This window comes from Flavobacterium sp. GP15, from assembly GCF_014281985.1.
GTDB classification, from domain to species: Bacteria; Bacteroidota; Bacteroidia; order Flavobacteriales; family Flavobacteriaceae; genus Flavobacterium; species Flavobacterium pygoscelis.
Genome location: NZ_JACFTC010000002.1, coordinates 201,709 through 223,776, shown reverse-complemented (window position 1 = coordinate 223,776; position 22,068 = coordinate 201,709). Strand labels below are relative to the sequence as shown.

Below are 22,068 nucleotides of genomic sequence, written 5' to 3'. Positions count from 1 at the left end.
TCATGAAATTGAAAATTCCATTTTTTCTTTTCCTCGGACTGAGTTTAACCACCTATGCTCAAGAAAATCTCAGCTATCAAAAACCTTCTAAATCTATTTTAGAATTAGCCGATTATGAAAGAGCACCTTCAGTATCTATGGATACTAAAAAAGAATATTTATTATTATCCTATAGAAATACCTATAAATCATTAGATGATTTGAACCAAGACGAACTGCGATTGGGAGGTTTACGCATCAATCCCGTAACCAACATTTCTAGTACCGTTACGTATGTCAACAACCTTAAACTTCAAAAAGTAAGCGATAAGAAGGAGATGCAAGTTGCTGGATTGCCTGACAATCCTCGTATTAGCAATCTATCTTGGTCTCCAAACGATAAAAAAATTATTTTCTCACATACTACGAATACTGGGGTTGAACTTTGGGTAATTGATGTATCTACAGCAAAAGCTACAAAATTAACAGAAGCTACAGTCAATGCAAATCTTGGCAATCCATTCAGTTGGATGAATGACAATGAAACTATTTTGGTAAAAATGCTACCAAAAAATAGAGCTGCACTTTTAGATTCCAAAAAAGATCTTCCAACTGGTCCGATAATTTCGAATGCTGACGGAGAAAAATCTCAAAACAGAACGTATCCAGATATGTTGAAAAACAAGAATGATGAGATCAACTTTGAAAACATCATGACGTCTGAATTATATAAGATAAACTTAAACGGAACGGCTACTTTATTTCAAAAAGCAGCTATGTATGCCGGAGAAAGTTTCTCGCCAGACGGAAATTACTTGATGTTAAATACCATACAAAAACCGTTTTCCTACATTGTTCCCTTAAGTCGTTTTCCAATGAAAACAACTATATATGATGTTGCAGGAAAAGAAGTAAAGGTTGTAAATGAAGTGCCTCTTACAGAAATAATTCCTAAAGGTTTTATGGCCGTTAGAAAAGGAAGAAGAAACATGAGTTGGAGAGCAGACAAACCAGCAACATTAGTATATGCAGAAGCATTAGATGGTGGAGATCCTGCTAATAAAGTAGATTATAGAGACGAGGTTTTTCTTTGGAACGCTCCTTTTACAACTGCTGCAACTTCATTGGTAAAAACACCTCAACGCTATAGCAGAATGATTTGGGGAAATGACAATATTGCAATTGTAACAGACGAATGGTACGATACTCGTAATACTAAAACTTATTTAATCAATCCATCAAATCCTAGTCAAGAACCAAAAGTAATTTTTGATAGAAATTCACAAGATTCTTATTCTAATCCGGGGAACTTTGAAACCAAAAAAAATCAATACAATAGATATGTTTTGGCCATAGAAAATGACAATGCATTTCTTATAGGTGATGGATTTACTAAAAATGGTCAATTTCCTTTTATCACAGAATATAATTTAAAAACATTGCAATCAAAACGTCTTTACACATCTGCATATACAGATAAAAAAGAGGATATCATTGAAATTGAAGATTTTAAAAAAGGAACGGTTTTAGTACAAATACAATCTAAAAACGAATATCCTAATTACTACATTAAAAATATTAAAGAGAAAAATAAACTTACTCCAATTACTGCCTTTAAAAATCCTTTTGAGAGTATCAAGAACGTAAGCAAAGAAGTAATCAAGTACAAACGTAAAGATGGTGTTGAGTTATCGGGAACATTATATTTACCGGTAGGTTATGACAAAGTTAAAAAAGAAAAAATGCCATTGCTTATTTGGGCCTATCCAGCAGAATACAAAGACAAAAACTCAGCAGGGCAAGTTACTCAAAATCCAAATGAATTTACATTTCCTAGCTATGGTTCCTTTGTATATTGGGTAACCAAAGGTTATGTGGTTCTTGATGATGCTGCTTTCCCAATTATTGGAGAAGGAACAACTGAACCAAACGATAATTTTATTTCGCAATTAGTTGATAATGCCGAAGCAGCAATTAATGCTGTTGATGCTTTAGGATACATCAATAGAAAAAAAGTAGCTGTTGGCGGTCATTCTTATGGTGCATTTATGACAGCTAACTTGTTAACACATTCAAATTTATTTGCTTGTGGAATTGCTAGAAGTGGCGCATACAATAGAACACTAACTCCATTTGGTTTTCAAAGTGAGCAACGTAATTACTGGGAAACTCCAGAAGTTTATAATACGATGTCACCGTTTATGAATGCTGATAAAATGAAAACACCAATGCTTTTGGTACATGGTGAAGCAGATAATAATCCAGGAACATTTACCTTACAAACAGAACGTTATTTTCAAGCGTTAAAAGGATTGGGTGCTCCCGCAAGAATGGTCATTTTACCAAAAGAATCTCATGGGTACGCTGCGAAAGAAAACATATTGCACTTATTATGGGAACAAGATCAGTTTTTAGAGAAGTATTTGAAGAATTAAGCTACTTACCACTAAGAAATATGTTTTATTGCCACAAAGTCAAAAAGTTTTTAAGGTTGATTAAATTCACGCCTTTTTGCTTCATCGGCAAATGATTCAAAAATTTAAAATGACTGAATCTACGATTAAAAATAAGCTTAATTATAATAAATGGAAAACCCCGAAAATCATTGAATTTCGGGGTTTTTTATTTTAAGCTAGCATTAAGTGTACTTCCTGATTTATTTCTAATTCTGTATCATTTTCAAAGAAAATGGCTCTTCGCTCAAAAGCAGCTTTTACTAAGTAATGACTGCCTTTATAATAACATTGTTTTACTACAACTTGCATCACTCCACTGTCAACCAATTTTAGTTGATGTGGATAAAGCAATAAAAACTCATCCTCTTCTTCTTCGATAGGAATTAATTGAGATAATTTCAATTCATTAACCTCACCAAAAAGAGAAGCTGTATATTTATTAATTGGATTTTCATACACCAGCTTCGAGTTTCCTTTTACAACCAGTTTCCCGTTTTGAATCACTATCGTTTCATCAGAAAAAGCCAAGGCGTCTGTACTATCGTGAGTTGCAATGATACACGTAACACCTTTATCTTTCAAGTATTTAAATAAATTGCGACGCAATGAATTCTTTCTAAAAGAATCGATTTGACTAAAAGGTTCATCTAGTAATAGAATTTCTGGTTCTAACGCCAAAACTCTAGCCAATGCCACTCTTTGTTGTTGGCCACCACTCAAAAATTTCGCTTTTACTTTGGCGAAAGCGGTCATTTCGACCATGTCTAACAACTCATAAACACGTTGTTTCTTTTCATCCGGAAACATGTTCGATAAAAACTTACCTACATTTTCCTCTACCGTAATATAAGGCATTAAATCAAAATCTTGCGCTAAATATTTAATATAATCTTCTCCTGGAACCAGATTGTGCTTGGGTCCCAAAATAGGATTTTCATTATAGGTTATTACTCCAGCATCTAAATCGTATAAACCATAAATAAGTTTTAGCAAAGTACTTTTTCCACAGCCACTTTCGCCAATAATCGCTGTATTTTGACCTTTTTCAATCGTAAAACTAACTTCCTGAATTACCGGAATATCAATATACGTGAAGGATATGTTATTTATCTCTAGCATCATCTTTATTTGAGAGCACAAATTTACAATGTTTAATTTGCTTATGCCACGATTTATTTAGGTTTATAATTGATTTTCCACACAGATAAAGCTTCATAAATAATAATATTTAACTTTTAAAAAAATCAAATTAATAAATTATTCTTTCTTCAGTTTGAAATAAGCAACTGAAGGTTAATATTTAAAACTAAAAATTTTAGTATCATCAAATCATTCCAATCAAATCATAAAAAAAGGCTGCTTCTAGGAGAAACAGCCTTAAATTTTATTGTAATGTTTGCTTATTTTTTACTTTCAGCTTCAGCGTCTTTGATCATTTTATCATTTGCAGTAATAGCAAATTCTACACGACGGTTTTGGCTTCTTCCTTCAAGTGTCTCATTAGAAGCAATTGGATCAGCAATACCTAAACCAGTAACCTGAAATCTACTAGAAGAAACACCTTTACTATTTAAGTATGATTTTACAGCTCCAGCTCTTTCTCCTGAAAGTTTCAAGTTATAATCAGCAGCACCTGTATTATCAGTATAACCGTAAATAGTAATATTAGTATCTGGATATTCAGCAAAAACTGGAACTAATTTATCTAAATTAGCTTTAGCAGCAGCAGTCAAAGATGATTTATTAGTATCAAATCGTACTGCATTTTCATTTAAAACTAATTTAATACCTTCTCCAACACGAACTACTTCAGCTCCTGGAAGAACTTGATCAATTTGTCTTGCTTGTTTGTCCATTTTATTACCAATAACTCCACCGGCAACTCCACCAACAACTCCACCAAGAACCGCTCCCATTGCACCATTACCACCTTTACCAAGATTGTTACCTAAAACTCCTCCTAATACAGCTCCTGCAACAGCACCTATTCCTGCTCCTCTTTGCGTTTTGTTTGTGTTTTTTACCGCTTCACAGCTCGTAAACATTGAACCTATAACCATTATTGTTGCTATTGCAACTATTGAAATCTTTTTCATAATTGTATTTTTTTTAATATTAATTTACTTTTTGGAATTGATAAACAACGTCCGTCATTTTACCTGCAACATCAATTTTATCGATCAATTGAAAAGAAGTTTCTGATTGATTAGCTAAACCTAATACATAACCATCTCTTACTTTTCTTGCTTTTTCGCCTGCATCTAATATCTTAAGAACAAATTGTCCGTCTGCATTAACAAACCAAGTAATTGGAGAACTAAAAGCTACACAATTTGTTTTTGTTAAAGCCATTGTTCCTTTATTGTTATTAGAAACGAATTTCCATGTACTACCAACAAAACATTCTGAGTCTGCTAATTGAAAAGTGTTCACTTTCACATATTGTGAACCTGGATACGTTACTGAACTAATTTCCCAATTCCCTTTTATAGCTACTTGCGATTTTCTATCTGTTTTCGTACTTGTAGCTGAGTTCGATTTACATGCAAACATCAAAACTGCTAATGTGCATACTAAAATAACTTTTTTCATCTTTCTAAATTTAATGTATTAATACTGATACAAAGATACACTGCATTATAATATTTTTGTTTCAAAATTATAATATTTTGTATCATAATTAAAGGCTACGACAATTTGTCACTTCCCCTATCATTGGTATCTTATTTGAAAGAATAGTAGGCTATAAAACAAACTTAAAAACTCAAAATATGACAACAGGTAAAATTAATGTTTCGGTAGAAAACATCTTTCCCTTGATCAAGAAGTTCTTATACAGTGATCACGAAATTTTTTTAAGAGAATTAATATCGAATGGTACTGATGCCACTTTAAAATTAAAACATTTAACTAGTATTGGTGAAGCCAAAGTAGAATATGGCAATCCAATTATTGAAGTAAAAATAGACAAAGAGGGCAAAAAAATACACATCATCGATCAAGGTTTAGGAATGACTGCCGATGAAGTTGAAAAATACATTAACCAAGTTGCATTTTCTGGAGCAGAAGAATTTTTAGATAAATACAAAGATTCTGCAAAAGATTCTGGAATTATTGGTCATTTTGGTCTTGGTTTTTATTCGGCTTTTATGGTTGCCGAAAAAGTAGAAATCATCACTAAATCTTTCAAAGACGAACCAGCGGCACATTGGACTTGCGATGGAAGCCCAGAATTCACATTAGAACCAGCAGATAAAACCACTCGTGGAACGGAAATTATTTTACATATCGCTGAAGATTCTTTAGAATTTTTAGAAGAATCTAAAATTAGTGGGTTATTAAATAAGTACAATAAATTCATGCCTATTCCGATTAAATTTGGAACTAAGACAGAAAAAATTGAGCAAAAAAAGGGTGAAGAAGTTGCTGAAGAAGATAAAGACAAAACTTTTACTGAAGTAGAAGTTGACAATATCATCAATAACCCAAATCCGGCTTGGACCAAACAACCAACAGAATTATCTCCAGAGGATTACAAGAATTTCTATCATGAATTGTATCCAATGCAGTTTGAGGAGCCGTTATTCCACATTCACTTGAATGTTGATTATCCTTTTAACCTAACTGGTATTTTATATTTTCCAAAATTAGGTTCTGATTTACAAATTCAGAAAGACAAAATCCAATTGTACCAAAATCAGGTATATGTAACGGATAATGTAGAAGGAATTGTTCCAGAATTTTTGATGATGCTAAAAGGGGTTGTTGATTCGCCAGATATCCCATTAAATGTTTCTCGTTCTGGATTGCAGGCCGATGCTGCTGTTAAGAAAATTTCAAATTACATTACTCGAAAAGTAGCCGATAAACTGAAATCATTGTTCACAGAAAATCGCGCTGATTTTGAACAAAAGTGGAATGACATTAAAATCGTATTGGAATACGGAATGCTTTCTGAAGATAAATTCTATGAAAAAGCAGGCGCATTTGTTTTGTACCCAACAGTAGATGATAAATTCTACACGCTTGAAGAATTAAAAACAAATCTAGCCGCTACGCAAACCGATAAAGACGGAAAACTAGTAGTTTTATACGCAGGAAACAAGGAAGCGCAACACTCTTATATCGAGACTGCGAAAGAAAAAGGATACGAAGTTTTATTACTAGATTCGCCAATTATCTCTCATTTAATTCAAAAAATTGAAGGCGATAACAGCAACATGACTTTTATCCGTGTCGATTCAGATCATATTGATAACTTAATCAAAAAAGAAGAAACTGCTATTTCTAAATTATCTGAAGAAGAGCAAACTAACTTAAAAACCGTTCTAGAAGCTATCGTTCCTAAACAAACGTACTCTGTGCAGCTAGAAGCTTTAGATAGCAATGCATCTCCATTTATCATCACGCAACCAGAATTTATGCGTAGAATGAAAGAAATGAGTCAATCCGGTGGCGGTGGCGGAATGTTCGGAATGGGTAATATGCCAGAAATGTACAATTTAGTTGTAAATACTAACTCTGAATTGGCAACAAATATTTTGAACAATACCGATAAAGCAGCTCAAGAAAGTTTAATCAAACAAGCCCTTGACTTAGCTAAATTATCGCAAAATCTTCTAAAAGGAGAAGCGCTAACGGCATTTGTAAAAAGAAGTTTCGAGATGATTAAATAAATCCTTTCCTAACTCCTATAAAGTAGAGAATTGAAGACCTGCAAGTGAAAACTTGCGGGTCTTTTTTTTGGAGCAGATCGAATGTTTTACTAAGAAGTTTTGTCCCGCTATTTGCTACAATCTTTGCTTTTGGCTACCGCCACAACAAAGGATTTTCACTACTATCGGGGCTAAGTTTGAACAATTTGTATTTATATGTTCTTACGGAAAATTGTAAGAAAATTTTAATATATTTGGAATTGCATAAGTTAATTAAAGACATTCCGATTAACCCTAATTAAGTTTGAGAAACAAAAATTTAGTGCATATAAGTACTATTTAACTGCCGTTTAACTAAACCAATCTGCTAATTGAAATGAGAATTATAGAATGGAATTGCCAAGGGGCATTTAGACTAAAGAATAAAGAGATTTTAGATCTAAGACCGGACATTTTAATTGTCCCAGAATGTGAACAAGAAGAAAAACTACAATTTGGACGCTTAACACCACAACCAAACGACTTTCTTTGGTATGGTGACACTGGAAAAAAAGGAATTGCAATTTTCTCATACTCGAATTATAAATTTCGACTTTTAAAAGAATTCAATTCAAATTTTAGATACATAGTACCACTGGAAGTTACAGATGGGACAAATTCGTTTTTATTATTTGCAATTTGGGCAATGGACAATAAACAAAATCCATTATCAAGATATATTGGACAAGTTTGGAACGCTATCAATTATTATCAAAAAAGCTTACAAGAGAATTCTATATTAATTGGTGATTTTAACAGCAATCAAATTTGGGATGAAAAAGAAAGAGTTGGCAATCATACAGATGTTGTGAATTTTTTAAAGTTACATAATATTGAAAGTCTATATCATAAGCAGTATAAAGAAGAACATGGAAAAGAAAGTAGAAAAACTTTCTTTATGTACCGAAAAATAGAAAGGCCTTATCATATCGACTATGTATTTGCATCAAAAGAAATTATAAAAAATGGCTTCAACTTAAAACTTGAAGCTTCTGAAAAATGGATAGATAAAAGCGACCATGTTCCAATTGTTTTAGATATTCAACCGTTTGAAAGCAAAATAATATCAAAAAATACCTATGAAGGCATTGCGTCCAGACATTTAAATAATCTGACAGATTTCACCAAGTCAAAATTTGAACAAAAAATTTATGAAAGTGTAATTTTAGCTAAAATTCTAGATGAAGAACCCGAGGACAAGAACAAAATTACTAAGCTTATCAATGATATTGAAATTTTAAAACAAATAGATAAATTAATAATACAATTACAAAAAAATGAAACTTAACAGCTAGCGCAAAAAATAAATAAAGCCAGCAGGTAAAAGCTATTTGGAAAGATTGCGAAATATGTGATAAATTCACGTTTATCTTTTGCAAGAAATTTAATCTTAACATAAAAATCTCGGTTAGGAAGTTCGCAACTCCCGACGCTTCGGGATATTACCATCTTTGCTTTTGGCTACCGCCACAGCAAAGGATTTTCGCTGCTATCGGGGCTAAGTTAGAACAATTTTTATTTATATGTTCTTGCAAAAAATTGTAAGAAAATTTTAATATATTTGAAAATTATCTAGTAAAAAAACTATTTACAATCATAAAACATATAAGTCCTAAATTAGGAATGGATTCAAAGAACTTAGCATAATTCTGAAAATTAATCTTTGGAAACAGCCAATTATAAATTTAATAACGAAACATTGATTAAATGAAAAATAAAATAAACTTTAATATCGTTTTTGCAATAATTGCATTTCCCATTGGATTAGCTTTGTATAAACACACCGATTTTGCCACTTTTACATTTAAAAAACCAGCATTAGATTGGCTATTCTTAATTACATTTATTATCTGTATTTTTCTAACATTTAAAAAGAAAAACAAGAAAATATAGAACCTATAAAATCAATAAAGATTCTAAAATCGATTGTTAGAGACTTTTAATACATACCAAATTAAAATTATCTAAATAGAATATTTGGCTAAAAATTTACCGCTTTTAAAAAGGGAAAATGGATAAAAAAATTTTCTGTCAGACAAATTTAATCCTGTTGAAATTCACTAATAGTTTATAGACTCATTATCAAATTAATTTGAGAGTTATTCTATTTCCAATTTTTAATTCCACTTGTATTTTTAATTTAGACGAAGATATTTAAATCCAAAAAATAGAGAATGAGAATTATAATATTACTATTTTTTTTAACCGCATTGAGTTCTTGTGGTTCCAAATACATTCAAGAAGTATCTGCTGCTCAAAAAACAAAGTTTGGTTTTGAAATAACAGCTCCAAAACAAGCTATCTATTTTGTGACAAATGAAAAAATTGAATTTAGGAATGTAACCAAAAATAATCCTGAGAAAATAGCCAACGCACTTTATAATAAATACGGACCAGCGAGAGATGACTTTTTTATTGGAAGTACAAATGCAATCGACTTTAAATTTAATTTAGAAAATAAAACCTATTATATCGCTATCGATAAATTCCGGAAAAGAAATGCAATGCTATTATTTGACGGAAAACACAAACCAAAAATTGAATTTAATCCTAAGAAATACAACCAATTAATTATTAAAAGTAAGCACTGAGGTATGATCCTAAAATTTTACTCCTTACAGAAATTATTGGTTTTATATTTTTTTTGATTCTCGCTTCTATCAAGAAAGCTAGTCAAAGATTTATCGGTAATTTTACCTGAAAATCCATAAAAAATAGTCTTTTTTAAAAATTTAAAATGAAAACATTTATAAAAACTTATGGAGCTTTTTCAATAAAGAAAATATTTATAAACATTTGCATTGTTTTTCTATTTACATTTTTGCAATCCTATTTATCAATGATAAAACTCTCTGACAGCATTTCCAGTGCATGTCTAGATTGTAGTTTTTTTGAAGACATTTTTGTTATATCAATCTTTTCCAGTTTTTTCTTTATAATGCTATTTTACTTCTTTTCAGTGATTAAGCAGAAAATTATGAGAATAACACTTCAATATATATTCTTGATATTAATTTGGTTTTTCTTTAATTACACTATTTTTGTAGACCGAGAATCATCATGGAGTACTTATCTTTTTCATGAAGAAATCTATTTCACTATTCGATATTCATTTATACCTATTCTAATTTTATCTACAGTTTTGATATTAATTCTAAATTTTATAAATAGTGATCGACAAAAAAAATAATAATTGATTTGTTTCTTAAAACGTTTCTATTTTGTATCGTAAAACTTAGTGCTACCAACCTTTTTCAGGACGATTTAATACATTATTTTGATTAACATATATTAGCATGTTTTAATAAAAAAATAATTTATATTGTAAATATGAGCGGGAGGCTTTGGTTGTAGGCAAAATTTCGAGCAATCATTCCTCGTAGTTATAACTAAGTAATTACCTAATTTTCGGTTACAGCAAGTATAATTTTCACCCAGATATTCTACCTTAGCAAAGACAATGTAATGCGATTTAACCTCTATGTAAGTTTATAGGTAGAACTTTTATTAAAGACCTATATTAAATCGGTAAAAAAAATAATACATCTATGAAAACCAATAAAATAATTTATTTAGCAACACTTTTTTTAATAGTTGCATCTATTTGCTCTTGCAAAACAATCCCAGAAAATGTGACAGCAGTTAAGCCGTTTTACAAAGAAAAATATCTTGGAAAATGGTATGAAATAGCCCGATTAGATTTCAAATTTGAAAAAGATTTAAATAATACAACAGCAGAATACTCTTTAAAAGACGATGGGGAAATTAAAGTCGTAAACAAAGGATACAACGTAAAAAAACACAAATGGACACAAGCAATTGGAAAGGCTAAATTTGTTGGCAGCGAAGATATTGCAATGCTTAAAGTCTCTTTCTTTGGTCCTTTCTATGCTGGATATAATATAATTGCAATTGATGAAAATTACAAATACGCCTTAGTTGCAGGAAAGAGCACAAAATATTTATGGATCTTATCTCGAGAAACGACTATTCCTGATGCTATTAAAAAAGACTACTTGAGAATTGCAGAAAAGACCGGTTATACAACAAAGGACCTTATCTGGGTAAAACAGGATAAACAAAATTAAAAGTATTGCTCCATTGAAATTAGCTTCTACAATTCCCTCCCTTTTTACCATAAAATACTTGCTTGCTAATAGGATAGATTACCCAAAAAGCAATGAAGAAAAAGAAAAAATAATAAAAATTTAGAGAGAATTATTTTTTCTTCTTAAATTGCTAAAATGACTATTTCATCCTTATATAAAAAAATAACGCCATTTGTAAAGCCTTATCGTAAAATGGTAATGGCTACCTTATTCCTTGCATTTATTGGTTCCTTTGCTGCTCAAGTGAACGCCTTAATACTAAAATATACTGTAGATTCTATCAGTGATTTAATGGTAGCTAGAGAACCGCTTTCAAAAGGTTTCTATTTGTTGGGCATTATTAGTATCATTTTGCTTTCAAAAGAATTAATCTACTCAGTAGTTCAATTTGGACAAAAGTTTTATGGAGAAAAACTACGTATTTTTATTTCACGTGATATTTCACAAACCATAACTGAAAAAATCCTTAGCTATCGCATGGAATTTTATACTTCTAGCGAAAATGATAGTGGTAAACTCCAAACGCGTATTGATTTAGGAATAAGTAGCTTAACCAGATTAGTCCAGAACTTTTTTATCGATATTTTACCGCTTTTTGCTAATGCAATTGTGGCTTTAGGATTAATGTTTTACGCTAATTTTTATGTAGGTTTGGTTAGTTTATGCATCATTCCCATTTATTTTTACATCAGTCAATTACAAGCTACTAAACTAAGTGGTTTTAGAAGACGAATGCGAACCTATAGAGAAACCAAAAATAATGGCATCATTAGTTTGATAGAATCAATCACGGTTATTAAATCCTTTGTGCGAGAGTCGCTTGAAGCCAAACGACACCAAGACATACAATACGAAATGACCGAAAACCAGCTAGCTACGAGAAAAACCAGTTTTATGTTTGAAAGTATAAAAGGTTTTGTAGAGCAAATTGGAGTGGTAATTATAATAATCCTAACTGCCTATTTTGTATTAAACGGAACCATGACCATTGGTGCTATTATGTTTCACATTATGTTATTTAACAATGTTTCGGCACCAATACGACAACTACACCGAATTTATGATGAAGTAAATGATGCTTTAATTTATTCAGAAGGATTTTTTGATATTTTAGAATCGGACCATCAAAAAGAAGTAAGTGGTTCTTATAAACCTAAAAAAATAACAGGATTACTAGAAGTTAAGAATATAGATTTTAGTTATCCAAACGGGACGAAAGCATTAGAGAATGTAAACTTTACAATAAAACCAAATCAAAATACCGCGTTAGTAGGATTAAGTGGTGCTGGGAAAAGTAGTATTATAAATTTATTGGATAAATTTTACCAACCAACCAAAGGCACTATTTTATTAGATGGTATTGATTTAAAAGAGTATGATACTAATTTTTTAAGGCAAAATATTGGATTGGTATTGCAAAAGAATCACATTTTCAAAGGTACAATTTCAGAAAACATTCTTTATGGCAATCCAAATGCAACTGAAAATGAGTTAATAGAAGCTTCGAAAAAAGCCTATATTCATGAACAAATTAGCGCCTTGCCAAACGGCTATCAATCGGAAGCGCATTTACTTTCGGGAGGACAACAACAGCGAATCGCTATTGCAAGATTATTTTTGAAAAACCCTCCTATCATATTTTTAGATGAACCCACAGCAAGTCTAGATGCTATCGCAACAGAGCAAATAAAAAAATCGTTAGATGCGATAAAAAAAGACAGAACGGTCATTATTATTTCGCATAGTATTTCTCAAATTATCGATGCATCTAACATTATTGTTTTAGACAAAGGAAAAGCTGTAGAAGTAGGAACTCATGAAAGTTTGTATGATCTAAAAGGAACGTATTTTAAGATATTCACTGCGATGGCTAATAGTTTAAATATTGGAAAAATAACGCAAACTATCGATTAAAACTCAAAATGGAAACTTTAATAAATAGGAATAAGTATCCGAATATTTAGAAACACATTTTACACCCACATCTCTTAAACTCTTTCCTTTAAAGATAAATAGGTAAGCAAAAAAGTATTTCAGCTTTACATCGTATTTAGTTGTAGTTTTGAGGTTCCTTACTTTGACACTACAAATTTGCAATCCTTGCTTATCGGTCATAGTGATAAAATTAAATTCCAAACCTATGTGGTGGCATTATCTCTTAGTTTTTTTTGGCTCTTTATTATTTGACATTGTACCATTTCCTTTTGCACCAGCATTTACAATAATGGTATTTCTTCAAATTTTATTTGATTTAAACGTTTGGGCTGTTATTGTTATTGGAGTCTTAGGATCGGTTTTAGGTCGATTTATTCTTCTATTATATGCTCCATTATTAGCCAGCAAGTTCTTAAAATCCTCAAAAAATGAAGACATAAAGTTCCTTGGTGATAAGATGAACGAAAATAAATGGAAAGGGGTAGTTGTTGTGCTTGCTTATTCTTTGTTACCTCTTCCTACAACACCATTATTTTTGGGTGCTGGTATTTCTAAAATAAAACCTATTTATATTATTATTCCCTTTTTGATTGGTAAATTTACTAGTGATTCTATAGCGCTTCATTTAGGTAAATTTGCAGTTGACAATCAACAAAGTATTATTGATAATATTTTTTCGTGGCAGTCGATTCTGAGTTTTATTTTAGGGTTTATAATGTTATTCTGCTTATTTTTTGTGGACTGGCGTACTTTAATTCAAACTAAAAAACTAGCCTTTGATTTTAAAATTTTGAATTAAATTCCCCTTTATAATCCATTTAATTTACTTAAAAGTTCAATACTATTAATCGTCTTTTATTTATAAACATTCCCTCAAAAACGGCTTTATAGTAAAGAGACCAAATAATATAATAACAAAAAAAAGCGCAAAGTCTAAAACATTTGCGCCATTTAGTTCCTGTATATAAATTATTTATTCCATTTTCCTCCACCAAGGTAAAAGCCTAAATGGATACCTAAATAACTATTTGCAATAGTTCCTACTTCTGCACCAGACACATCTTGTAAAGTAGATTTAGGAACAAGATTATATTCAAGTCCCATTCTAAATTTACCCCATTCAAAACCACCTCTTAATAAACCACCAAATTTACCTGTAGCATCTAAGCCAACAGTTTCTGTAGAGGAATTTACATCATCAAATTCTACATTTGCAATACTATAATACCCAACACCACCACCAACATAAGGTACAAAAGAACCTCCTGAATTATTAAAATAGTAATCGTATGTACCCACATAAGAACCATTTGCTGAAATTTTCGCACTAGTAGATTCCCCATTTCTATTTAAATCACGCACCATAGCAGCGGCTCCAATTCTTAAACCGACATTCATATTGTCTTTTAAGTTGTATTTAGGCTCAATTGATAATAATACTCCACCTCCTCCATTTGAAGGAATTGTATATCCAAAATCTAATCCTACTCTAAATTTACCTTCCTCTTGAGAATAACCCGTAGCAAAAGCAAATACGGCGATGGCCGTTAAAATAATTTTTTTCATGATGTTTATTTTTAATTTTAAAGCGCAAACATACTTTAATTTTCGTAAATATTTACTTATAAAAAACAAATAAAGTAAGATTTGTATTATTTTTAATCATCCAAAATAAATCAAAATGTTCTAATATATCTGTTTTTTATAAAATTATCATCGTATTTTTATTCTTTAAAACTTAACACCAACAATAGTATTGCTACTATTAAGAGCATGATTTTTAATCCAAAATTCCTAACAGGTCTTACCGTTTTATCATAGTCGTTTAAGGCCTCTTTATTGTTTTCTACTTTATTTTTTCTCCACCATAAATCGTATTTATAGAGTACAAAGACAGCAATAAAACAGAATAAACTTTTAATGAAATAAAACCAATTCATATCTAAATTTTAATATTATTATAAAAAGTTAATTGTACAATTATTAAACGAAAAGCCTCTTTTTACCGATGTTTTTTTTGCGCTTTTTAATATTACTCTAAAAAAAACAAATAATTATTTATTAATTACAATCTTATGCGAATACAGATTGCAAATCTACATTAGCCCTGAAAAGATATCCATGCGGCCATATCCTTTGGCTTCAATATTTTGCGAATAACCAGAACTTTATATGACTCTTTCGCCAGCTACATCTTACGTATATTAATGAATTCTTACGTTTTCAATGATTCTCATAAGTTGGTTTCCTAGTTGAAAAGTAATTTTCCTATAGCTACTTTCATCCGTAAAACTTTCTTTTCAGGAGCTATTTCCAGCTATCATTCCAATCTTTTTTTGTCTCGTTTAAAAAAACGAAACTAAAAAAAGGATTTTCCCTTCTATCTGGGCTAGGGCATTCGGTTTCATAAAGAACTATTATATGAAAATTCATCATTAATTTTAAAAATTACTATCTGAACTGAAACTCTATAAAACACAAAAACCAAACAGTTATGCTTGGTTTTCTTTTTGTTTATTTGCTCAACTTTACGGGCACGAGCCAGAGGCATCGCGCTAGCCGTTGAAATTATTTCTGCTCGCGCCAGCTGGGGGAATAAGTCAAAACAAAAAGGAAGGTTTCAGCCTCCATTTTTAATCTTATTCAGAGGCTTTCTATGCCTTGAAAAAACCTAAATCCCAATTTATAAATTGAATAATTCTCAATATATTGGCAAAAAAAACATTCAATATTATTTGGATAACCATAGTAATCACAGATTGCAAATCTAGCGTTGTCGACATATCCTAGCGATCGGGTTTTTTAATTCTTAACGAAAAAATTCAAATCTTTTGAACCAAATATAAATTAACAATAAAATAAAAAACCAACCAAAAAACAAAATACTTGATTTTAATAAATTTGATTTTTTTTTAAATTTTTTCAATAATTCTTCTTCTTTTGAAAAGTACCATTTATAAAATAAAAACCATCCTAGAATATAAATTGAGACATAAATCAACATAAAATAAAAGTTACTATATTGATAAAGCTCTTGAAGATTTAATAACTCAATTAATATCATTAATATTAATATTATGAGCATTGATAAAACTGCAGATATACCAACAATTGGAGGATAGCTTTTTTCCACTTTTACAATTTTTGTGTAAAAATAAAATAATGAGACATATAAATAATTCATTCTAATTTTTAAATAAGTTTATACCTAGTCTATCGTATTCCATATATGTTTGTTCAATTGGTGTAAAATCATTAGTAATAGGGTTATACTGAATATTACAATTACAAGTATGTTCTATTAAATAACCTAAATTATATCCAAAACTTGCTGCAGCTACTATAACACCCATAAATCCAGATGCGTTTGCTATCTGGTCTCGAGCTCTTACCTTAGAAAGATATTCTCTCATGTTAGGTCCATAAGGAATTTTTAAAGAATTTGCATAATTATATTCCGTTAGACCTACTGAAACACCGCCTAAAAACAATCCAAAATATCCAATCTTTGCTGAATTACTCATAGCTAGACCACGACTTCCTGTAAATTGGTTTGGCCCTGAACCTTTAAGTCCGCTATACATTTTTCCATTTATTCCTTTCCAAGATTCAAAGTACTTACTGTATTGTAATTCTTGTGTTGTTACTGTAATTGCCGTAGCTAGAGTAACGGCATCAGCACTATTGAAACTAGATTCTGATTTTTTACTTTTTGCATTAACTACAACTTCATTTAATTGTTCAGTTGGTAAATCTACCCCGTTTGGAGCACCATTTGCAAGATGCCCCTGCATATTTTCCTGTTCCGGGTTTTGGTGGATCAATAGGATCTTCTTCTCCCATCCCAGTAGGATCAATAAGGTTCATTGGCTTTTGGCTTACATAAATGTATGGCGAGTTCATAAAATATTTCTCCGCCAACGGATCCACACTCAACCACAAACTAGTCTTCATATCCAAGTACCTCGCCCCATAATAGCTCAAATTCGTTTCTCTATCTAATTCCTTTCCATTAAACAAGTATGGCGAAGAAAACGAGCTAGAATGCTCCTAAAATAAAACCTCTCCAAATCGATTTTATGAGATTCAACGATTCCAAAAAAACAATAAAAACTAGAGTTAAAGGCTATGTACTCGACATGCTGACTTATGCTTCCGTTTCGGGTTGTAATATACGAAGTACTTCCCAAATGATCAGTTTTTTCTCAACATTATAAAACAAAAAAACCAAGCAATTACGTTTGGTTATTCATTTTGTTTACTTGCTCTACTTTGCGGGCACAGATTGCAAATCCGAGCGATCGGGTTTAATTAAAACCTAACCCAAGTTACTTTGAATTTATATACATTATGAGACAGTAGGAAAATTTTAAAAATTATTTAATAATAAAAATTTTCTTGTTTATATACATATTACTAATTGTACGATCTTCTCTCATTTTTGGAATAGAAAAGATAACTTTATCTATTTTTTGAGGGGTATAAGAATATAAGAGGTAAGTAGATTTGAAAAAATTATTAGTTAATTTTTCAATTTTTATAGGTAAGGCATTAGAAATTCGTAAAAAGGCATAAAACTGATCATAATTATAATCTTTAAATAATTCTGGATCTATCTTTAAAATACTATCAGAAAAATAGTACCTATAAGTACCTGTTTCCCATTTTACTTCAACAATATAACATTCTAAGTCACCTATTTTTTCTTTCTTATTTATCTTTTTAACACTTGGGGGATTTCCTAATTTTTCTTCTAAATCTATTGTCACGTCTATAGCTGATACGATATTGAAATCTCCTATGAAAGTATATAATAGATTATTCTTTTTTATGTAATTACTAATAATATTGTTACTACCATATTTTGAAATAGAAACGAAATCTCCTTTTGAAGAATAAATATAAGTTAAAGTATCTATTGGTATTTCACCTTGACTTTTCAATTTCTCAATCAATTTGTTTTTGCTTATGTTTTGTACTAATGTATCACCTATAATTTCAGTACTCACAAAATATTCTAATTTACCTTCAAAGGATTGCGAGTTCACCTCAAAAGCAAACATTAAAATAAAAAAAACTATTATATTTTTCATTTGAATTCAATATTATATTTTTTAATAACATATATTTCAAAAAAAGATTTACTATATATGATATGTAATATGTGTTTATTAACTATTTCTTCTCTACTTAAATTATCAGTATTGTTATACCTCAAACTATATCTTTTGTCATTAAAATTAAAATAAATCAAATCTGTTCTTCCTGAAATAAAATTCTCTATAGGTAATTTAATCTCTTCGTTTAACATTTTTTCAGAATTTTTAATAATAAAGAAATTGATCGATAATTTTAATATAATAAAAATAAAAAACGACAAAATAAAAATTCCTGTTATATTGATAATATTGTTATTGTTTTTCTTTTTCTTTTTCTTTTTGACTGAATTATATTTATACTGAAAAATAAAAATTATAAATAAGGAAAGTAAAAAAACACATATATTTAAAATTAACGGAACATTTAATATAATCCTGTCTTCCTTTAGAAATAAGACTAGTAAAATCGCCATTAAAATAAAAATCCATTTTTTTGAGAATATTTTTTCTGTCATTGGGTTGGATTTGTTTCTTTATTTAACTTCTTAGATGTAGAGCCATGTAAGACCTTCTCTCCCGTCTTAGTTTTTAGTACTGTTTCAATAGCATCATTCCTTTTTAACTTTTGTTCTGCTACTTTTTTGGCATAATTACTGACTCTTTTTTTTGATTCTCCTGCTGCAATTTTGTTCGCCTGTTTTTCTAATTTATTATACAGTTTTTTATTTTCTTTCTTTAAAGAAGCTAAAACTTCATCAGCTTTACTTCCAAATCCTTGTTCTACTAAAGTTTCAATTGCAGATTCCCAGAACAAGTCGAGCAAACTCACTTTACTAAAACTAAATTCATGATTCGCATCATCATATTTGCCTTGACTATATTTATCTAATGCTTTAGTAGTCATTTTACTAACTACACTAATTACAATTTTCCCTGCGGTTGATTTAGCAAATTTTGCAATTTTCGCAGCAGTAGCTGTACCTGTAGGTGTAACAGTTGAAACCGCATATGCTCCTGCTGCATTCAAACCAGCTGACCACCAGCCTATATCATCATAAGACTGTTGAGATGATTTTCCTTCAATAAGCATTCCACCAAAATAATCCATCCCCACATCTAAAGCAAAACTTGATATTGCATCAATAATGCCTGTTATAGGATCTCGTCCGTCTGGATCTGTATAAATTATAGGGTTGTTAAGACAGAAAACGTTTGAACCTAGGTTTGGATATTTTTCTTTTGAAGGATCCACATTCAACCACAAACTAGTCTTCATATCTAAATACCGAGCTCCATAATAGCTAAGATTCGTTTCGCTGTCAAGTTCCTTCCCATTAAACAAGTATGGCGAAGAAAACGAGCTATTATGTTCCTCAAATAAAACCTCTCCAAAGGCTATGTACTCGACATGCTGACTTATGCTTCCGTTTCGGGTTGTAATATACGAAGTACTTCCCAAATGATCAGTTTTTTCTCAACAATATAAAACACAAAAACCAAGCAATTACGCTTGGTTTTTTATTCTATTTACTTACTAAACTTTGTGGGCACGAGCCAGAGGCATCGCGCTAGCCGTTGAACTTATTTCCGCTCACGCCAGCTAGGGGAATTATTTTAAATTTAATAAATAATCCATATATACAAAACTAATTATAAGAAATATCAGAGAAGAAATTATAAACAAAAAACTTAAAAAACTATATTTCAATCTTTTTTTTCTTGATAAATGATTAAATTCTTTAAAATAATCTTGGTATTTATTTCTTTTAAATAGACAATAGTAATTTATGGCAATGGCAATAATACCAAATATCAAAAGATTTGAGATTGTTAAATTTAACTCATTTAAAAAAAAACCGGTATATAAGCAAAAAAACCCAACACAATAGAATAATACTATTACACTTATAATTCCAGCAGCACTAACACTATTACTTCCATATATAGGATTTAACAATGCATCCTTAACAATTAAGTCAGGATCTTTAATTCCTCTCTTATTGTAAATCTCCCTGATTTTCTTACTCTTTAACAAGGATAAAAAAGGAAAAAAAATTGTTTTTGTTATCATATTCTCAAATAGGAATAAATTATAATAAATTAAATTCCAAAACCATACTAATTTCTTAATCATAAAATTTATTTTACTTCACCAGTTTTTTCCCTAAATCATCTCCTAAAATTGCACCACCAATTCCTCCAATGACTCCTCCAATAATAGCTCCAGGAACAGCTCCAACTCCTCCGAACCAGACTCCAATAGCACCGCCTAGCACAGCTCCTCCTTTTGCGCCTAAATAACCACCAACAGCTCCTCCAACGGCTCCTCCAGTTGCTGATTTTGCATTTTTACCAAAAGTTTTACCATCCAAATTATATCCTTCCTGTACTTGTAGTAATCCAACGCCAACGGTGATGAAAGGCGAAGATTTCCCAACTACATTTGCTATTCCTTTAAATTGAGATACTTTATTCAAGGTAGCCAAACTATTAATAGCATCATCACTTACATCTAAACCTTTAACTGTTGATCTAAATGTTTCACCTGCTATATTACTTTTTGAGCCATACTCTGCTAAGGGCCCTCCAACACTTCCAATGTATGTATTTAATGTGCTAAGATTAGCAAGACTTTCACTTGAACTAATTGTTTTTACTGTTGTCCCTGTAGATGAATTAACAACAACTGTTTTGTTGGCGCCATATGATTTACCAGAATTCATATCTGTTGCAGTACCATTTGAATTTAGTATTAATCCTTGCCCAGTTCCCGCTACAAAATTAGTTGATTTTCCAATATTTCTGTAACCATTTTTAGTTCCACTAGAGTTAAACCATTGAACGTTACCAGTTGTTTTATTTTCATACCAATCATATGGTTTTCTACCATCAGGATCAACAAATTTAACAGGGTTATTAAAAGTATAAATATAACTTCCCACACTTTGCATCATCTCCGTCAACGGATCCACCGTCAACCACAAACTCGTCTTCATATCTAAATACCTCGCCCCGTAATAGCTAAGATTGGTTTCTCTGTCTAATTCCTTCCCATTAAACAAGTACGGCGACGAAAACGAGCTAGAATGCTCCTCAAACAAAACTTCCCCAAATCGATTTTAGGAGATTCAACGATTCCAAAAAAACAATAAAAGAAGAGAGTTAAAGGCTATATACTCGACATGCTGACTTATGCTTCCGTTTCGGGTGGTAATATACGAAGTACTTCTCAAATGATCAGTTTTTTCTCAACATTATAAAACACAAAAACCAAGCAATTAAGCTTGGTTTTTCATTTTGTTAACTTGCTCAACTTTGTGGGCACAAGCCAGAGGCATCGCGCTAGCCGTTGAAATTATTTCTGCTCGCGCCAGCTGGGGCAATTGATTGAACAATTAGACAGCAAACAAAAAGAATCTATTTTTAGTATTATTGATATGGCAATTTATAATCTAAAAATAAAACAGACACTCTCAAACGCCTTAACTCTATAAAACACAAAAAACCGAGCAATTTGCTCGGTTTTTTTTATACTCATTTCTCTTTGTTTACTTGCTCAACTTTGTGGGCACAGATTGCAAATCTGCGCTAGCGTTGTCGACATATCCGAGCGATTGGACTTTTTTCTTACTTTATACCTTTAGTTTTTTTTTTAAATAAAAAATATCAACCAACCACCAAACTGAACCAATTATTATTAGTAAAACGATAGGTAAATATGACCATAGTAAAATTGTATAAAAAACTTCTTCAAAATCATATTTTGAATTTAATCCTTCAAATAAAGAAAAATAAT

Annotated in this window: 21 protein-coding genes; 8 read left to right on the top strand and 13 right to left on the bottom strand. The window is 30.7% G+C overall.

Translation table 11 applies throughout. The features are described 5' to 3' along the window. Window positions 1-2 precede the first annotated feature (2 nt). Window positions 3-2,414, top strand: coding sequence for a prolyl oligopeptidase family serine peptidase (locus tag H2650_RS05185; protein WP_188049697.1), 2,412 nt, complete (start codon window positions 3-5; stop codon window positions 2,412-2,414). Window positions 2,415-2,606: 192 nt separating this feature from the next. On the opposite strand, the gene H2650_RS05180 is transcribed toward H2650_RS05185, so the two are convergent. The 3 genes from H2650_RS05180 to H2650_RS05170 form a co-directional block, all read right to left on the bottom strand. Continuing rightward, entirely contained in the window at window positions 2,607-3,554 is a 948-nt protein-coding gene (locus tag H2650_RS05180) for an ABC transporter ATP-binding protein (RefSeq protein WP_188050271.1), read from the bottom strand. Between the two features lie 281 nt (window positions 3,555-3,835). After that, window positions 3,836-4,531 (bottom strand): OmpA family protein, encoded by a 696-nt coding sequence (locus H2650_RS05175; protein WP_188049696.1) that lies wholly within the window; start codon window positions 4,529-4,531, stop codon window positions 3,836-3,838. Between the two features lie 19 nt (window positions 4,532-4,550). After that, window positions 4,551-5,027 carry a lipocalin family protein gene (locus H2650_RS05170; protein ID WP_188049695.1) on the bottom strand — a complete coding sequence of 159 codons (477 nt, stop codon included), beginning with the start codon at window positions 5,025-5,027 and terminating at the stop codon, window positions 4,551-4,553. A 179-nt stretch (window positions 5,028-5,206) separates the two neighbouring features. Here H2650_RS05170 and htpG point away from each other — a divergent pair, with 179 nt between their 5' ends. From htpG to H2650_RS05135, 7 genes are all read left to right on the top strand, one after another. Then, entirely contained in the window at window positions 5,207-7,111 is a 1,905-nt protein-coding gene (htpG, locus tag H2650_RS05165; protein WP_188049694.1) for a molecular chaperone HtpG, read from the top strand. 355 nt (window positions 7,112-7,466) lie between these two features. Then, window positions 7,467-8,417: an endonuclease/exonuclease/phosphatase family protein gene (locus H2650_RS05160; RefSeq protein ID WP_188049693.1), complete on the top strand. Its 951-nt coding sequence runs from the start codon at window positions 7,467-7,469 to the stop codon at window positions 8,415-8,417. A 419-nt stretch (window positions 8,418-8,836) separates the two neighbouring features. Beyond that, entirely contained in the window at window positions 8,837-9,022 is a 186-nt protein-coding gene (locus H2650_RS05155) for a hypothetical protein (protein ID WP_188049692.1), read from the top strand. Window positions 9,023-9,303: 281 nt separating this feature from the next. Then, window positions 9,304-9,720, top strand: coding sequence for a hypothetical protein (locus tag H2650_RS05150; RefSeq protein WP_188049691.1), 417 nt, complete (start codon window positions 9,304-9,306; stop codon window positions 9,718-9,720). Window positions 9,721-10,677: 957 nt separating this feature from the next. Beyond that, window positions 10,678-11,217: a lipocalin family protein gene (locus tag H2650_RS05145; protein WP_188049690.1), complete on the top strand. Its 540-nt coding sequence runs from the start codon at window positions 10,678-10,680 to the stop codon at window positions 11,215-11,217. Between the two features lie 156 nt (window positions 11,218-11,373). After that, window positions 11,374-13,152, top strand: coding sequence for an ABC transporter ATP-binding protein (locus H2650_RS05140; RefSeq protein ID WP_188049689.1), 1,779 nt, complete (start codon window positions 11,374-11,376; stop codon window positions 13,150-13,152). Between the two features lie 226 nt (window positions 13,153-13,378). After that, window positions 13,379-13,972 carry a hypothetical protein gene (locus H2650_RS05135; protein WP_188049688.1) on the top strand — a complete coding sequence of 198 codons (594 nt, stop codon included), beginning with the start codon at window positions 13,379-13,381 and terminating at the stop codon, window positions 13,970-13,972. Between the two features lie 170 nt (window positions 13,973-14,142). Here the strand turns inward: H2650_RS05135 and H2650_RS05130 are convergent, their stop codons facing one another. The 10 genes from H2650_RS05130 to H2650_RS05085 all read right to left on the bottom strand — a co-directional run bounded on the left by H2650_RS05130 (window position 14,143) and on the right by H2650_RS05085 (window position 21,373). Beyond that, window positions 14,143-14,739 carry an OmpA family protein gene (locus H2650_RS05130; protein WP_188049687.1) on the bottom strand — a complete coding sequence of 199 codons (597 nt, stop codon included), beginning with the start codon at window positions 14,737-14,739 and terminating at the stop codon, window positions 14,143-14,145. A 158-nt stretch (window positions 14,740-14,897) separates the two neighbouring features. Then, window positions 14,898-15,113, bottom strand: a complete 216-nt coding sequence (locus H2650_RS05125; RefSeq protein ID WP_188049686.1) for a hypothetical protein — start codon at window positions 15,111-15,113, stop codon at window positions 14,898-14,900. 869 nt (window positions 15,114-15,982) lie between these two features. Beyond that, window positions 15,983-16,306, bottom strand: coding sequence for a hypothetical protein (locus H2650_RS05120; RefSeq protein ID WP_188049685.1), 324 nt, complete (start codon window positions 16,304-16,306; stop codon window positions 15,983-15,985). 52 nt (window positions 16,307-16,358) lie between these two features. Then, the gene (locus H2650_RS05115) at window positions 16,359-16,967 is read right to left on the bottom strand and encodes a hypothetical protein (RefSeq protein ID WP_188049684.1); all 609 of its coding nucleotides are present in this window, start codon (window positions 16,965-16,967) and stop codon (window positions 16,359-16,361) included. After that, on the bottom strand, window positions 16,915-17,157 hold the full coding sequence (locus H2650_RS15770; protein ID WP_370566810.1) for an RHS repeat domain-containing protein: 243 nt from the start codon (window positions 17,155-17,157) through the stop codon (window positions 16,915-16,917). The genes H2650_RS05115 and H2650_RS15770 overlap by 53 nt, the downstream gene beginning before the upstream one ends. Before the next feature lie 392 nt (window positions 17,158-17,549). Further along, window positions 17,550-18,266 (bottom strand): hypothetical protein, encoded by a 717-nt coding sequence (locus H2650_RS05105; protein ID WP_188049683.1) that lies wholly within the window; start codon window positions 18,264-18,266, stop codon window positions 17,550-17,552. After that, window positions 18,263-18,787, bottom strand: coding sequence for a hypothetical protein (locus tag H2650_RS05100; protein ID WP_188049682.1), 525 nt, complete (start codon window positions 18,785-18,787; stop codon window positions 18,263-18,265). Before H2650_RS05100 ends, H2650_RS05105 begins: the two co-directional genes overlap by 4 nt. Continuing rightward, entirely contained in the window at window positions 18,784-19,731 is a 948-nt protein-coding gene (locus H2650_RS05095; protein WP_188049681.1) for an RHS repeat domain-containing protein, read from the bottom strand. The genes H2650_RS05100 and H2650_RS05095 overlap by 4 nt, the downstream gene beginning before the upstream one ends. 150 nt (window positions 19,732-19,881) lie before the next feature. Then, window positions 19,882-20,406 (bottom strand): hypothetical protein, encoded by a 525-nt coding sequence (locus tag H2650_RS05090; protein ID WP_188049680.1) that lies wholly within the window; start codon window positions 20,404-20,406, stop codon window positions 19,882-19,884. A 10-nt stretch (window positions 20,407-20,416) separates the two neighbouring features. Next, on the bottom strand, window positions 20,417-21,373 hold the full coding sequence (locus H2650_RS05085) for an RHS repeat protein (protein ID WP_188049679.1): 957 nt from the start codon (window positions 21,371-21,373) through the stop codon (window positions 20,417-20,419). Window positions 21,374-22,068: the final 695 nt, after the last annotated feature.

Bases quoted from the DNA above. Each gene is read 5' to 3' on its own strand.
- H2650_RS05140 (WP_188049689.1), top strand. From the start codon at position 11,374: ATGACTATTTCATCCTTATATAAAAAAATAACGCCATTTGTAAAGCCT.
- H2650_RS05145 (WP_188049690.1), top strand. From the start codon at position 10,678: ATGAAAACCAATAAAATAATTTATTTAGCAACACTTTTTTTAATAGTT.
- H2650_RS05105 (WP_188049683.1), bottom strand. From the start codon at position 18,266: ATGAAAAATATAATAGTTTTTTTTATTTTAATGTTTGCTTTTGAGGTG.
- H2650_RS05175 (WP_188049696.1), bottom strand. From the start codon at position 4,531: ATGAAAAAGATTTCAATAGTTGCAATAGCAACAATAATGGTTATAGGT.
- H2650_RS05115 (WP_188049684.1), bottom strand. From the start codon at position 16,967: ATGCAGGGGCATCTTGCAAATGGTGCTCCAAACGGGGTAGATTTACCA.
- H2650_RS05125 (WP_188049686.1), bottom strand. From the start codon at position 15,113: ATGAATTGGTTTTATTTCATTAAAAGTTTATTCTGTTTTATTGCTGTC.
- H2650_RS05150 (WP_188049691.1), top strand. From the start codon at position 9,304: ATGAGAATTATAATATTACTATTTTTTTTAACCGCATTGAGTTCTTGT.
- H2650_RS05170 (WP_188049695.1), bottom strand. From the start codon at position 5,027: ATGAAAAAAGTTATTTTAGTATGCACATTAGCAGTTTTGATGTTTGCA.
- H2650_RS05130 (WP_188049687.1), bottom strand. From the start codon at position 14,739: ATGAAAAAAATTATTTTAACGGCCATCGCCGTATTTGCTTTTGCTACG.
- htpG (WP_188049694.1), top strand. From the start codon at position 5,207: ATGACAACAGGTAAAATTAATGTTTCGGTAGAAAACATCTTTCCCTTG.
- H2650_RS05155 (WP_188049692.1), top strand. From the start codon at position 8,837: ATGAAAAATAAAATAAACTTTAATATCGTTTTTGCAATAATTGCATTT.
- H2650_RS05180 (WP_188050271.1), bottom strand. From the start codon at position 3,554: ATGCTAGAGATAAATAACATATCCTTCACGTATATTGATATTCCGGTA.
- H2650_RS05135 (WP_188049688.1), top strand. From the start codon at position 13,379: ATGTGGTGGCATTATCTCTTAGTTTTTTTTGGCTCTTTATTATTTGAC.
- H2650_RS05185 (WP_188049697.1), top strand. From the start codon at position 3: ATGAAATTGAAAATTCCATTTTTTCTTTTCCTCGGACTGAGTTTAACC.
- H2650_RS05160 (WP_188049693.1), top strand. From the start codon at position 7,467: ATGAGAATTATAGAATGGAATTGCCAAGGGGCATTTAGACTAAAGAAT.
- H2650_RS05100 (WP_188049682.1), bottom strand. From the start codon at position 18,787: ATGACAGAAAAAATATTCTCAAAAAAATGGATTTTTATTTTAATGGCG.
- H2650_RS05090 (WP_188049680.1), bottom strand. From the start codon at position 20,406: ATGATTAAGAAATTAGTATGGTTTTGGAATTTAATTTATTATAATTTA.